The 13365-nt window shown below is 72.9% G+C and carries 13 protein-coding genes; 7 read left to right on the top strand and 6 right to left on the bottom strand.

Annotated features, from left to right (window positions below; translation table 11 throughout):
* Positions 1-1115: CaiB/BaiF CoA-transferase family protein (locus ABZ484_RS21250; RefSeq protein WP_358867451.1), on the bottom strand; the 1115-nt coding region annotated here is incomplete at its 3' end.
* A gap of 247 nt (positions 1116-1362) precedes the next feature.
* On the opposite strand from ABZ484_RS21250, the gene ABZ484_RS21245 reads away from it, so the two are divergent.
* Positions 1363-2541, top strand: coding sequence for a saccharopine dehydrogenase NADP-binding domain-containing protein (locus ABZ484_RS21245; protein ID WP_358867450.1), 1179 nt, complete (start codon positions 1363-1365; stop codon positions 2539-2541).
* Here ABZ484_RS21245 and ABZ484_RS21240 read toward each other — a convergent pair.
* Together ABZ484_RS21240 and ABZ484_RS21235 are read right to left on the bottom strand one after the other, a co-directional pair.
* Positions 2538-3278, bottom strand: coding sequence for an endonuclease V (locus ABZ484_RS21240; RefSeq protein WP_358867449.1), 741 nt, complete (start codon positions 3276-3278; stop codon positions 2538-2540). The two genes, ABZ484_RS21245 and ABZ484_RS21240, sit on opposite strands and share 4 nt — an antisense overlap.
* Positions 3279-3362: 84 nt before the next feature.
* Entirely contained in the window at positions 3363-3656 is a 294-nt protein-coding gene (locus ABZ484_RS21235) for a plasmid stabilization protein (protein WP_358867448.1), read from the bottom strand.
* A 432-nt stretch (positions 3657-4088) separates the two neighbouring features.
* Here ABZ484_RS21235 and ABZ484_RS21230 point away from each other — a divergent pair, with 432 nt between their 5' ends.
* From ABZ484_RS21230 to ABZ484_RS21215, 4 genes are all read left to right on the top strand, one after another.
* On the top strand, positions 4089-4505 hold the full coding sequence (locus tag ABZ484_RS21230) for an SsgA family sporulation/cell division regulator (protein ID WP_358867447.1): 417 nt from the start codon (positions 4089-4091) through the stop codon (positions 4503-4505).
* 336 nt (positions 4506-4841) lie between these two features.
* Complete coding sequence (locus tag ABZ484_RS21225) at positions 4842-6467, top strand: ABC-F family ATP-binding cassette domain-containing protein (RefSeq protein WP_358867446.1); 1626 nt, start codon at positions 4842-4844, stop codon at positions 6465-6467.
* 195 nt (positions 6468-6662) lie between these two features.
* Positions 6663-7439 carry a dimethylargininase gene (gene ddaH / locus ABZ484_RS21220; protein ID WP_358867445.1) on the top strand — a complete coding sequence of 259 codons (777 nt, stop codon included), beginning with the start codon at positions 6663-6665 and terminating at the stop codon, positions 7437-7439.
* 228 nt (positions 7440-7667) lie between these two features.
* A complete protein-coding gene (locus ABZ484_RS21215; RefSeq protein ID WP_358867444.1) occupies positions 7668-8642 on the top strand; it encodes an acyl-ACP desaturase in 975 nt (324 codons plus the stop codon).
* A 101-nt stretch (positions 8643-8743) separates the two neighbouring features.
* Here ABZ484_RS21215 and ABZ484_RS21210 read toward each other — a convergent pair whose 3' ends face one another.
* Positions 8744-8989, bottom strand: a complete 246-nt coding sequence (locus ABZ484_RS21210) for a WhiB family transcriptional regulator (protein ID WP_358867443.1) — start codon at positions 8987-8989, stop codon at positions 8744-8746.
* 207 nt (positions 8990-9196) lie between these two features.
* Here ABZ484_RS21210 and ABZ484_RS21205 point away from each other — a divergent pair, with 207 nt between their 5' ends.
* Positions 9197-9991, top strand: coding sequence for a VOC family protein (locus ABZ484_RS21205; protein WP_358867442.1), 795 nt, complete (start codon positions 9197-9199; stop codon positions 9989-9991).
* A gap of 28 nt (positions 9992-10019) precedes the next feature.
* Here ABZ484_RS21205 and ABZ484_RS21200 read toward each other — a convergent pair whose 3' ends face one another.
* Both ABZ484_RS21200 and ligD read right to left on the bottom strand, forming a co-directional pair.
* The gene (locus tag ABZ484_RS21200) at positions 10020-11057 is read right to left on the bottom strand and encodes a LacI family DNA-binding transcriptional regulator (protein ID WP_358867441.1); all 1038 of its coding nucleotides are present in this window, start codon (positions 11055-11057) and stop codon (positions 10020-10022) included.
* Between the two features lie 93 nt (positions 11058-11150).
* Positions 11151-12179, bottom strand: a complete 1029-nt coding sequence (ligD, locus tag ABZ484_RS21195; protein WP_358867440.1) for a non-homologous end-joining DNA ligase — start codon at positions 12177-12179, stop codon at positions 11151-11153.
* Positions 12180-12253: 74 nt separating this feature from the next.
* On the opposite strand from ligD, the gene ABZ484_RS21190 reads away from it, so the two are divergent.
* The gene (locus tag ABZ484_RS21190) at positions 12254-13327 is read left to right on the top strand and encodes an ATP-dependent DNA ligase (protein ID WP_358867439.1); all 1074 of its coding nucleotides are present in this window, start codon (positions 12254-12256) and stop codon (positions 13325-13327) included.
* Positions 13328-13365 lie beyond the last annotated feature (38 nt).

The raw sequence follows: 13365 nt of genomic DNA, 5'->3' as shown, positions 1-13365 counted from the left end.
TTTCTGGACATTGTTAGTGGTGTTATGAGGTGTGATATGCGGAGCCGGGCGGGGCCGGTGCGGACGGCGGTGGGGGTGACGGAGAAGCGGGGCGCGGGGGCGGGCTGGGTGAGTCCGGCGTGCTCGGTGAACGTGGCGCGGGCGGCGAGGTGCGGGTGGCGCGGGGCCTCGCGCAGCGACAGCACGGGGGCCACGCACGCGTCGGAGTCCTCGAAGACGGTGGTCCACTCCCGCCGGGTGCGGGATCTGAAGCGGTCGGCGACCGCCTTGCGCAGTTCCTCCCAGCGGGTGATGTCGCCGTGCGCCCCGGCGAGGTCCGGCAGGCCGAGGAGGCGGAGGAACTCGTCGTAGAAGCGCTGTTCGAGCGCCCCGACCGCCATGTACTCGCCGTCGGAGGTCTCGTACGTGCCGTAGTACGGGCAGCCGCCGTCCAGGAGGTTGGAGCCGCGGCGGTCCTGCCAGCCGCCGGCGGCGAGCATGCCGTGGATCATCGTGGACAGGTGGGCGGCGCCGTCCACGATGGCGGCGTCGACCACCTGGCCGGTGCCGGTCGCGCGGGCGTGGTGCAGGGCGGCGAGGACGCCGACGACGAGGTACAGGGAGCCGCCCGCGTAGTCGCCGAGGAGGTTGACGGGCACGGCCGGGGGCCCGTCCGGCTCGCCGATCATGCCGAGGGTGCCGGTGACGGCGATGTAGGCGATGTCGTGTCCCGCGCGCGGGGCGAGCGGTCCCTCCTGGCCCCAGCCGGTCATCCGGCCGTAGACGAGCCGGGGGTTGCGGGCGTGGCAGTCCTCGGGGCCGACGCCGAGGCGTTCGGCGACGCCGGGGCGGTAGCCCTCGATGAGGACGTCCGCGCGGGCGGCGAGGTCGAGGACGCGGGCGGCGCCGTCCGGCGACTTCAGGTCGACGATCACGGAGCGCTTGTTGCGGTTGGTGATGTCGTGGGCGGGGTCGATGCCGAGTCCGGCACCGCCGGGGCGGTCCACCCGCACCACGTCGGCTCCCAGGTCGGCCAGCAGCATGGCGGCGAACGGTCCGGGGCCGATGCCGGCCAGCTCGACCACGCGCACGCCGGTGAGCGGTCCGTGCCGCCCTGGTCCCTGTGCCGTTGCCATCGAGCCCCCTTGCCGCGACCACCGTGACACAACTGATGTCACACCGACGATGCTAAGAACGTGTTCCACCGCGCACAAGCCCTGAACGAGCAAGCGCTTAGCCGAGCCATGGCGAGATGTACCCGATACGGCGGTGGCCGTACCGCTCGGTACCCCTCGCCGTCGGGTCCCGCCGCCCTTCACGCTAGCCTCGGCCACCGACAGCGGCGCGGGCATGTGGGCTGCGGGAGCGACGGCGAGGGGTGTCATGAGCAGGCTGAAAACGACGGAGCGTCCGTACGACATCGTGCTCTTCGGAGCCACGGGCTTCGTGGGGACGCACACCGCGGAGTACCTGGCCGCCCACGCCCCCGAGGGGCTGCGCTGGGCGATCGCCGGCCGCAGCGAGCACCGGCTCCGGGAACTGCGCGAACGGCTGCCCGGCGGTGCGTCCGTCGGGGTGCTGCGGGCGGACGTGGCCGAACCGGACTCCCTGCGGGACCTGGCCCGGCAGGCGCGCGTGGTGGCCACCACCGTGGGCCCCTACGTCACGTACGGGGAGGAACTGGTCGCCGCCTGCGCGGACAGCGGCACGGACTACCTGGACCTGACCGGTGAGCCCGAGTTCGTCGACCTGGTGTACGTCCGGCACGACACGCGCGCGCGGGAGACCGGATCGCGTCTGGTGCACGCGTGCGGGTTCGACTCGGTGCCGCACGACCTGGGCGTGTACTTCACCGTGCAGCAGTTGCCGGAGGGCGTGCCACTGACGGTGGACGGGTACGTCCGGGCGGACGCGGCGTTCTCGGGCGGGACGTTCGCCTCGGCGCTCAACCAGTTCGCGCGTCCGCTGAGCATGCGGGCGGCGGCCCGGGACCGCGCACGGCACGAGCCGCGGCTGATGGGGCGGCGGGCGTCCGCGCCGGTGGGCGCGCCGCGGTTCGCCGGGGAGATCGGCGCGTGGGCGCTGCCGCTGCCGACCATCGACCCGCAGATCGTGGTGCGCTCCGCGCGGGCGCTGGACCGGTACGGCCCGGACTTCCGCTACCGCCACTACGCGGCCGTACGGCACCTGCCGGTCGCGGTGGGCGGGATCGCCGCCGTCGGCACGCTCGCGGCGGCGGCCCAACTGCCGCCCGCCCGCCGCTGGCTGTCCGGCCGGCTCCGGCCCGGCGAGGGGCCGAGCGCTCAGAAGCGCGCCCGGAGCTGGTTCTCGCTGCGCTTCGTCGGCGAGGGCGGTGGCAGGCGGGTGTTCACCGAGGTCGCGGGCGGCGACCCCGGGTACGACGAGACGGCGAAGATGTTCGCCGAGTCGGCGCTGTCCCTCGCCTTCGACGACCTGCCGCACACGGCGGGCCAGGTGACGACGGCCGCGGCCATGGGCAACACGCTCATCGACCGCCTGCGCGCGGCGGGCATCACCTTCCGCACGGCGGCGAGCCGTTAGCGCGGCGCCTGTGTCCCGGCCCCGGCGCGAGACATCCCCTGTGCGTGCGCCGTGGCCTCCCGCAGGGCCCGGCGGCACAGCGCGTCGGCCCTGCGGGTCGTCTCCGGCAGCCGGTAGGCCGGGGTGAGGGCGAGGGTGTGGGCGCAGGCGTTGTCCAGGGTCGTCCGGTGGCCCACGGAGACGAAGACCGGCTTCACCCCGTCCCGGGTGCGCAGGGCGCGGCCGACCTCGTCGGAGCCGGCCAGGAGCGGGGAGGCACTGCCCCGGGGGGCGCCGGGGTCGTCGTAGGTGAAGGTGAAGGGGTTCTTGGCGACGCCGATCGTCGGCAGCCCGGTGAGGACGCCGAGGTGGCCGGCGAGGCCGAAGCGGCGGGGGTGGGCGAGGCCGTAGCCGTCGCAGACGACCAGGCCGGGCGGGCGGTCCAAGGCGTCCAGCGCGGCGAGCACGGTGGGGATCTCGCGGAAGGCGAGCAGCCCGGGCACGTAGGGGAAGGAGATCCGGCCCACGGCGGTGGCCTCGGCGACGACCCGCAGTGTGGCCGCCTCCAGCACCACGGCCGCCGCCGCGACGACGTCCCGCTCGTCGTCGTAGGCGACGTCGACGCCCGTGACGTGCCCCGCGCCGGGCTCCGGCCCCCGCTCGTCCAGCACCACGCGTGCGCGCAACTCGTCCTGCACGGCGCGAGCCTGCTCCTCGGTCACGGGCCAGCCGGCGGGAATGCCTACGGTCGTCGTCATGGTGCTGACGAGGGTACGGCGCACCGTGTCCCCCGGGAACGCCGGGGCGGGGCGGGGGTGGGCCCGCCCCGCCCCGGGCGCGGGTCAGCTCTTGCCCAGGGCCTGCCGCAGCTGCTGCTTGTTCATGTCCGAGCGGCCGTGGATGTTGCGCCGCTTGGCCTCCTCGTAGAGCTGGTCGTAGGTGGGGCCCTCGGAGCCCCGGCCGGAGCGCTGCCCGGACCGGCTCCCGGTCCTGGACTCGCCCGCACGGGCGCGCTCCTTGTTCACCGTGCGCCCGGCGATCTCCTTGGCACGGCCTGCGCTCTCCCCCCGGTCCTGAGCGCTCTCCTTGATGTGCTCGTACTGGCGCTCCCGTTTGGAACTGGAACCGCGTGGCATGCCGTTCACTTCCTCTCTGTCAAGGAACGGATACCCGCATCCTGGAACAGTTCGTCATATCAGGCGATATCCACTCCTCCAGTCGAGCGACCCGTCCCCTGTCGCCCGATGCCCGGCACCCGCGGACCCCGGGCGGCCGTCGGCGCCGGACGCGTCCGTGCCGGCCTCGGGGCCGCCGGACCGCGGCCCACGCCCCAACCGCCGGGCCACGCACGGCCGGAGAGCCGCGCCGTCGGCCCACCGGCCGGACGCCACTCGTAACTTCTGTGAATGAACGCGGTGACAGAGGTCACTCGCACTTCGTGTGCACGGATCGGCTGGTTCCGACGTCTCTTCCAGTGCCCGGCCTCGTCCGTGCGGACGTCCGTCCAGCCGTCCTACGTGATCGTCCTGTGTGATCGTGATCGTCATATGCCACAAGGGAGCAAGGCGTTGTCCACCGTCATCGAGCAGACCGTCGAGGCGCGTCTGGTCGCCGCCGCACCGCGGATGCCCAGCATTCCCGCCACACTCCACTACGACCGGAGCGACCCGTTCGCCGTCCGCATGACCTTCCCGGCCCCGGCCACCCTCGAGGGCGTGGAGGTCTGCTGGACCTTCGCGCGCGACCTGCTGGCGGCCGGCCTGCACGAGCCCGAGGGCCAGGGCGACGTACGCGTGCGGCCGTACGGCTACGACCGGACCGTCCTGGAGTTCCACGCCCCGGAGGGCACCGCCGTGGTGCATGTGCGCAGCGAGCAGATCCGGCGCTTCCTCCGCGCCACGAGCGAGCTGGTGCCGGTCGGCCTGGAGCACCTCCAGCTCGACCTGGACCACGACCTGGCGGAGCTGATGCGCGACGCCTGCTGACGCCCGGCCCGCGACGGCTTCTCGGACGTGCGCGCCGGTGGGCGCCCGGCGCGGTCCGCTATCTCGTTGACAGCCGTCTCGCGCTCTCGTACGGTGTACAGCGGTCCTGTTGCCGTCGATTGGAGAAGGACGTTGCTCGTCTGAGGTCCTGAGACACCGCGTCACACCGAGCAGGTGTGTGCGTCGCGTGCGACCTCGGCGTCCGAGCCGTCCTCCGGGTAGTCCGGCCAGGGCTTTTCTCATGCCCCGTGGGCCCTCCCCATACGGTGATCCTCGCCTTGCGGTGTCTCGACACGCGTTTGCCCCCCAACCGCACCGAGCAACCGCGAGGCGCCCATGTCCGCATCCATCACCTGTACCTCCCTGTCCTTCGCCTGGCCCGACGGCAGCACCGTCTTCAGCGGCCTCGACATCGCCTTCGGCCCCGGCCGGACCGGGCTCGTCGGCGTCAACGGCTCCGGCAAGTCCACCCTGCTGAAGCTGATCGCCGGTGAGCTCACCCCGTCCGACGGCACCGTGCGGATCACCGGCGAGGTCGGCTGCCTGCCGCAGACCGTCACGCTCGACACCGCGCTCCGCGTGGACGAGGCGCTCGGCATCGCGGCGCAGCGGGCCGCGCTGCACGCCATCGAGGCCGGCGACGCGGCCGAGGAGCACTTCGAGACCGTCGGCGACGACTGGGACGTGGAAGAACGCGCCCTGGCCACGCTCGGCGAACTCGGGCTCGGCCACATCGACCTGGACCGCACCATCGGCGAGGTGTCGGGCGGCGAGTCGGTGCTGCTGCGCCTGGCCGCGCTGCTGCTGCGTCGCCCCGATGTCCTGCTGCTGGACGAACCGACCAACAACCTCGACCTGTACGCGCGCCGGCGGCTGTACGCGGCCGTCGCCGCCTGGCCCGGGGTGATGGTCGTGGTCAGCCACGACCGCGAACTGCTGGAGCTGGTCGACCAGATCGCCGATCTGCGCGCCGGTGAGGTCACCTGGTACGGCGGCAACTTCTCGGCGTACGAGGAGGTCCTGGCCGTCGAGCAGGAGGCCGCCGAGCGGATGCTGCGGGTCGCCGAGGCCGATCTGCGCAAGCAGAAGCGCGAGCTGGCCGACGCCCAGGTCAAGCTGGCCCGCCGCAAGCGGTACGGCCAGAAGATGTGGGACAGCAAACGCGAACCGAAGATCGTCATGGGGGCCCGCAAACGCGCGGCCCAGGAGTCCGCGGGCAAGCACCGCATCATGCACGAGGAGCGGCTCGCCGAGGCCCGGGAACGGCTCGACGAGGCGGTGGAGGCGGTACGGGACGACGACGAGATCCGCGTCGACCTTCCCTGCACGGCCGTGCCGCCGGGCCGTACCGTCCTCACCCTCCAGGACCTCCGGCTGGCGTACGGCGCGCGCGTGGACGGCGGCCTCGAGCTGCGCGGTCCCGAGCGCGTCGCGCTGATCGGGCGCAACGGCGCGGGCAAGACCACGCTGCTGCGCACGATCGCCGGGGAGCTGGTGCCGGAGTCGGGCACGGTGGCCGCGCACGTCCCGATGCGGTTCCTGCCGCAGCGCCTCGACGTCCTCGACGGCGAGCTGAGTGTCGCGGAGAACGTGGCCCGGTTCGCGCCGGACGCCACCAACAACCGGGTCCGGGCGCGCCTGGCCCGCTTCCTGTTCCGCGGCGCCCGGGCCGACCAGAAGGCGGCGACGCTGTCCGGCGGCGAACGCTTCCGGGCCGCACTGGCCGCGCTGATGCTGGCCGAGCCCGCGCCGCAGCTGCTGATGCTCGACGAGCCGACGAACAATCTCGACATGGCGAGCGTGCGGCAGCTGACGACCGCCCTGGAGTCCTACGAGGGCGCGCTGATCGTGGCCAGCCACGACCTGCCGTTCCTGGAGTCGATCGGCATCACGCGCTGGCTGCTGCTGGAGGAGGGAGAGCTGAAGGAGACCGACCCGGAAGCCGTCGGGGACCCCGCGTAGCGGCGGGCGCGGGAGTGCGCGCCTCAGGAGCGCACCTCGGGAGCGCATCTCAGGAGGGCCACAGCCCGGCAACGGGGGGTTCAGTCCGTGCCCTCCGGTGACGCATGATGGCCAGTCGGTGCCCTGCCGCGCCTCGCGCCCGCAGGGCACCGGCACCACCGCACCAGTACCGCCCCGCTCGATACGGAGACCCTCGTGCCCAGCCAGAAGGCCCTCGTCCGCCGCCCCGGCCCGCGCCTCGCCGAAGGGCTGGTGACCCACATCGAGCGGGAGACGGTCGACGTGGAGCTGGCGGCGCGGCAGTGGGAGGAGTACGTCGAGGCGCTGCGGGCGAACGGCTGGGAGACGACCGAGGTCGAGCCGGCCGACGACTGCCCCGACGCGGTGTTCGTCGAGGACACCGTCGTGATGTACAAGAACGTCGCGCTGATCAGCCGGCCCGGCGCCGAGTCGCGGCGCGCGGAGACCGCCGGTGTCGAGGAGGCGGTGGCGCGGCTGGGCTGCTCCGTCAACTGGGTCTGGGAGCCGGGCACCCTGGACGGCGGCGACGTGCTGAAGGTCGGCGACACCATCTATGTCGGCCGCGGCGGGCGTACCAACGCGGCCGGGGTGCAGCAGCTGCGGGCCGTGTTCGAGCCGCTGGGCGCGCGGGTGGTGGCCGTCCCGGTCAGCAAGGTGCTGCACCTGAAGTCGGCGGTGACGGCGCTCCCGGACGGCACCGTCATCGGCCACATCCCGAAGGTGGACACGCCGTCGCTGTACCCGCGTTTCCTGCCGGTGCCGGAGGAGTCCGGCGGCCATGTGGTGCTGCTCGGCGGCGGCAGGCTGCTGATGGCGGCGAGCGCGCCGAAGACCGCCGAACTGCTGGGCGACCTCGGCTTCGAACCGGTCGTGGTGGACATCAGCGAGTTCGAGAAGCTGGAGGGGTGTGTGACATGCCTCTCGGTGCGACTGCGGGAGTTGTACGCCTGACCGGGTGAACCGAGCCCTCGTCCGGCGCCGGGACCTGCGGGTCCGAGCGCTGCTCCACCTGTGCGGCGGACACGGCCAACTCCCCCGCTCGAAGGCCTGATCAGCGGTCTTTACGGCGACCTTAACCTACGGGTTCGTAACCTACGGCTTCGTAGCCTACGATCCCGTAGGTTCCGGCACCGCTCGCCGGTACGTCCCCTCTTTCTTGTGCGTCCCCCTGGAGTTCCCGTGACGATCACCTCCCCGCACCTCGGCAGCCCGTCCGCCTGGACCGACGCCCGGCTGCTGTACGCACTGGAGGAAGTGGTCGAGAACGAGCTCAACCGGCACCTGAAGGTCGCCAAGGACTGGATGCCGCACGAGTACGTGCCGTGGAGCGACGGCCGCAACTTCCCCGGGCAGTTCGCGGACGGCGAGGCCTGGGACAAGGAGCAGTCCAAGGTCACGGAGATCGGCCGGATCGCCCTCGTCGTCAACCTCCTGACCGAGGACAACCTGCCCAGCTACCACCACGAGATCGCCACCCTGTTCGGGCGCGACGGCGCCTGGGGCACCTGGGTGCACCGCTGGACGGCCGAGGAGGGCCGGCACGGCATCGTGATGCGCGACTACCTGCTCACCTCGCGGGCGGTCGACCCGGACAAGCTCGAGCGGTTCCGCATGTCGCACATGAGCGAGGGCTTCGAGTCCGACAACCGGCACTCGATGCTGCACTCGGTCGCCTACGTCGCCTTCCAGGAGCTCGCCACCCGCATCTCGCACCGCAACACCGGCCACCAGTCCGGCGATCCGGTCTGCGACCGCATGCTGGCCCGGATCGCGACCGACGAGAACCTGCACATGGTCTTCTACCGCAACCTGCTCAAGGCGGCCTTCGAGATGGCCCCCGACCCGACCATGCAGGCGGTGCGGGACGTGGTGGTCGACTTCCGCATGCCGGGCCACGGCATCCCCGGGTTCGAACGGGCGGCGGCCCAGATGGCCATCGGCGAGGTCTACAACCTGCGCATCCACCACGACGACGTGCTCCAGCCGGTGCTGCGCTTCCTGAAGGTCATGGAGATCGACGGCCTCGGCCCCGAGGGGCGGCAGGCGCAGGAGGAACTCGGCCTGTTCCTGGGCGGTCTCAACGCGGAGGCGACCAGGTTCGACGAGAGGCTGGCGGCCCGCAAGGCGCGCATGGCGGCCCGCGCCGGCGCCTGAGCGAGCCGGCCGCAACCGCGCACGAACCGCGCCCGGTGACGCCAGGACGGACGCCCAGTGACGCCAGGACGGACGCCCGGCGACGCCCGGACGGAAGAGTCCTAGTGCGTCACCCGCCGCAGGTTCTGCCGTTCCTTCTCGGACAGTCCGCCCCAGACGCCGAAGCGTTCGTCGTTCGCGAGCGCGTACTCCAGGCAGGCCGGGCGCATCTCGCACATGCCGCAGATGCGCTTGGCCTCGCGCACGGAGCTGCCCGGCTCGGGGAAGAAGAAGTCGGCCCCGGTCTGCGCGCACAGCGCCTGGGCCTGCCAGGCGGGGTCGGCCGGGGTGAGGGTCTCGATGTGCATGAGCGAGATCGTGCCGGACGGCGAAAAACGTTCGATCAACGCCGGATCAACGGCGCGTGCGGCGACCGCCCGCGGTCTCGATGATGGCGCCGCGACCGGGACCGGCGCACGGCGGCGCGCCCGGGGAAGTCGGCGGCACGCGATTGTCAGTGGGCGGTGCGAGACTCGGCAGAGCAGACGACGGGTCTCTTCCCGAGGAGGGCGGCGATGCTCACCACCCGTTTCGTGGACGGCGCTCCGAACTGGATCGACGTCGGCACCCCCGACATCGACGGCGCCCGCTCCTTCTACGCCGCGCTGTTCGGCTGGCAGTTCCGGTCCGCGGGGCCCGAGGCCGGCGGCTACGGCTTCTTCCAGCTGGACGGCCGGACCGTGGCCGGCGGCATGCAGACCACGGCCGAGCAGGGCCCGCCGGCCTGGACCGTGTACTTCCAGAGCTCCGACGCGGAGGCGACCGCGAAGGCGGCCGAGCAGGCGCACGGCAGGGTGCTGGTGCGGCCCATGGACGTGATGGGCGAGGGCCACATGGCTATCCTCGCCGACCAGGCGGGCGTGCCGTTCGGCCTCTGGCAGCCGGGGCGGATCAGGGGCGTCGATCTGGCCGGCGACCCGGGCTCGCTGTGCTGGGTCGAGCTGTACACGCCGGACATCGCGGCGGCCGCCGCCTTCTACCACAAGGTGCTGGGTCTGGAGACCTCGGCGGCCCCCTTCCCCGGCGGGACGTACACGTGTGTCAACCCCGCCGAGGGCGGCGAGGACGCCATGTTCGGCGGCGTCGTCCCGCTGGCCGACGACCCGACCGAGGCGGAGGCCGGCCCGTACTGGCTGCCGTACTTCGAGGTCGAGGACGCGGACGCCACGGTCGCCCGGGCCCTGGAGCGGGGCGGTACGGTCCGCCGGGCCGCCGCCGACGTCCCGGGCGTGGGCCGCATCGCCCGCCTCGCCGACCCCTACGGCGCCCGGTTCGCGGTCATCAAGAGCGCGCCGCGGCAGCAGGCATGAGGGTCCCGGGCGGGCGGGCCCGGCCGGTCTACGCGGAGGCGCGCCGCACCAGGGTGGTCGGCAGGACGACACTGGCGGGCGCGGTCGCGGCCGCCGCTTCGGGGCCCTGCCGGTCGAGGCCGCGCAGCAGCAGGCGGGCCATCAGCCGGCCCATCTCCTCGATGTCCTGACGGACGGTCGTCAGCGGTGGGTCGGTCTGCTCGGCGACGGGCAGCATGTCGTCGAACCCGACCACCGCGACGTCCCCCGGCACCCGCAGCCCGCGCTCGCGGAGCACGCGCAGGGCACCGGCGGCGGCCAGGTCGTTGGCGGCGAACACCGCGTCGAGGTCGGGGCAGCGGTCCAGGAGTTCCCGCATGCCGCGCTCCCCGCCGGCGGGCGTGAAGTCGCTCTCCACGATCAGCCGGGGGTCGGCGCCGGCCATGACGTCCCGGTAGCCGTCCAGCCGGTCCACCGCCGAGGTCTGGTCCAGGGCACCGGAGATGTGCCCGATCCGCTTCCGGCCGAGCTCGACGAGGTGCCGTACCGCCTGCCGCGCGCCGCCCCGGTTGTCGCTGTCGACGTACACCACGTCCCGGGTGCCCTCGCTCCAGCCGGGCCGCCCGCCGAACACGGTCGGCACCCCGGCGCGCTGGATCAGGCCGGGCAGCGGGTCGTCGAGGTGGAGGGAGAAGACGAGCGCGCCGTCGACATGGCCGCCCGCGAGGTAGCGGCCGACCCGGGTGTGGTCGTCGCGCCCCTCGGTCAGCAGCAGCACGAGCTGGGAGTCGTGCGCCGTCAGTTCCTTGCTGATCCCGCGCATCTGGAGCGCGAAGAACGGGTCGGCGAAGACGCGGGTCTCCGGTTCGGCGATGACGACGGCGACGGCGTCGTGCCGCTTGGTCACCAGACTGCGGGCCGCCTGGTTCGGCACGTATCCCAGTTCCTCCACGGCCCGCCGGACCCGCTCGGCAAGGGGCTCCCTGACTGCGTCCGACCCGTTCACCACCCGGGAGACGGTGGCCCGCGACACCCCCGCCCGCGCGGCCACGGCCTCCAACGTGGGACGCGACGCTGTCTCGGTCACTTCGGACTCTCCTCACCGGCGGTTGCGGATCAGGATAGCCGGGGCCCGCAACAGCCCTGAGAGCGCTCTCGCAACCGGCGACCGGCAGGGGCCCTACGACTCCGGGGAGGCCTTCGCGCGCCGGGCCCGGCTCGGCTGGACCCGCTTCGGCTCGCCCGGCATCTTCGGGTATTCGGGCGGATAGGGCAGGTCGCCGAGGCCGTGGTCGCGTTCGTCCTGGGCGGCCAGCTCCAGGAGCGCCTCCAGGGAGAAGGCGTGGTCGTCCATGTCGGCGTGCACGTCGCCCACGTCGGCGTACCGCGCGGGCATGGTCACGATGTCGAAGTCCTGGGGGCGGGCGACGCCCACCTCGTCCCAGCGCAGGGGGGCCGAGACGGGGGCGTCGGGGCGGGGGCGTACGGAGTAGGCGGAGGCGATGGTGCGGTCGCGGGCGGTCTGGTTGTAGTCGACGAAGATGCGCGCCCCGCGTTCCTCCTTCCACCACTTGATCGTCACCTGCTCCGGCATCCGGCGCTCCAGCTCCCGGCCGAGGGCGATGGCGGCCCGCCGCACCTGGGTGAAGGTCCAGCGGGGTTCAATGGGCACGAACACGTGCAGGCCGCGCCCGCCGGAGGTCTTGGGCCAGCCCCGCAGGCCACCGAACTCCTCCAGCACCGCGCGCAGTTCGTGGGCGGCGCGGACGGCGTCGTCGTAGTCGGTGCCGGGCTGCGGGTCGAGGTCGATGCGGAGTTCGTCGGGGTGGTCGACGTCGTCGCGCCGTACCGGCCAGGGGTGGAAGGTGAGGGTGCCGTACTGGGCGGCCCACACCACGGCGGCCTCCTCGGTGGGGCACATCTCGTCGGCGCTGCGGCCGCTGGGGAAGGTGATGTGGGCGGTCGGGATCCAGTCGGGCATGCCCTTGGGCGCCCGCTTCTGGAAGAACCACTCGCCGGTGACGCCGTCGGGATAGCGCTCCAGGGTGGTGGGGCGGTCGCGCAGGGCGCGCAGGATGCCGGGGGCGACCGCCTGGTAGTAGCGGGCGACGTCCAGCTTGGTGTAGCCGCGCTCCGGGAAGAAGACCTTGTCCGGGCTGGACAGCCGTACCGTCCGGCCGGCCACGTCCAGTTCCACCGCATCGCCCATGCGAGCCACGGTAGGCGTACGCCGCACACCTCGCACACCGGGCGAACGGCATCGTGAGCGCGCACAATCTCAGCATGGATCTGCCCGTGATGCCCCCTGTGAAGCCGATGCTCGCCAAGTCGGTGGCGAAGATCCCCCCGGGCATGCAGTACGAGGCGAAGTGGGACGGGTTCCGGGCGATCGTGTTCCGCGACGGCGACGAGGTCGAGCTGGGCAGCCGTACCGGCAAGCCGCTGACCAGGTACTTCCCGGAGCTGGTGGAAGCCCTGAAGGAGCGTGTGCCGGGGCGCTGCGTGCTGGACGGGGAGATCGTGATCGCCCGGGAGGGCCATCTGGACTTCGACGCGCTGACCGAGCGGATCCACCCGGCCGACTCGCGGGTGCGCATGCTGGCCGAGCGGACCCCCGCGTCCTTCGTGGCCTTCGACCTGCTCGCGCTGGACGACGAGTCGCTGCTCGACGTACCGCTGTCGGACCGGCGGGCGCTGCTGGTCAGGGCGCTGGCGGAGGCCACCGCCCCGGTGCATGTGGCACCGGCGACGACCGACGTCGAGGTGGCGCGGCAGTGGTTCGAGCAGTACGAGGGCGCCGGTCTGGACGGGGTGATCGCCAAGCCGCCCGGCGTGCGCTACCTCCAGGACGAGCGGGCCATGTTCAAGGTCAAGCACGAGCGCACGGCGGACGTGGTGGTCGCCGGCTACCGGCTCCACAAGAGCGGTCCCGTCGTCGGGTCGCTGCTGCTCGGCCTGTACGACGACCACGGCAGGCTCCAGCACGTGGGCGTGTCGGCCGCCTTCCCGATGAAGCGCCGCGCCGAGCTGATCGAGGAGCTGGCGCCGCTGCGGATGGAGGATGTGGCGGGGCACCCGTGGGCGGCCTGGTCCGACGAGGCCGCCCACGAGTCGGCCCGGCTGCCGGGCGCGCCGAGCCGCTGGTCGGGCCGGAAGGACCTGTCCTGGGTGCCGCTGAGGCCGGAGCGGGTGGCGGAGGTGGCGTACGACCACATGGAGAACGGGGCGCGGTTCCGGCACACGGCGCGCTTCCGCCGCTGGCGCCCGGACCGCACCCCGGACAGCTGCACCTACGCCCAGCTGGAGGAGCCGGTCCGCTACGACCTCGCGGAGATCCTCGGCTCCCGGCCCCGCTGAGCCGGGACGTCGTCGTCAGGCCGTCATCAGCGCCTTGA

Source organism: Streptomyces sp. NPDC006393 (assembly GCF_040628575.1).
Classification (GTDB): Bacteria; Actinomycetota; Actinomycetes; order Streptomycetales; family Streptomycetaceae; genus Streptomyces.
Note: the sequence above shows the minus strand (reverse complement) of the source record. Positions and strands in the feature narration are given on the sequence as shown.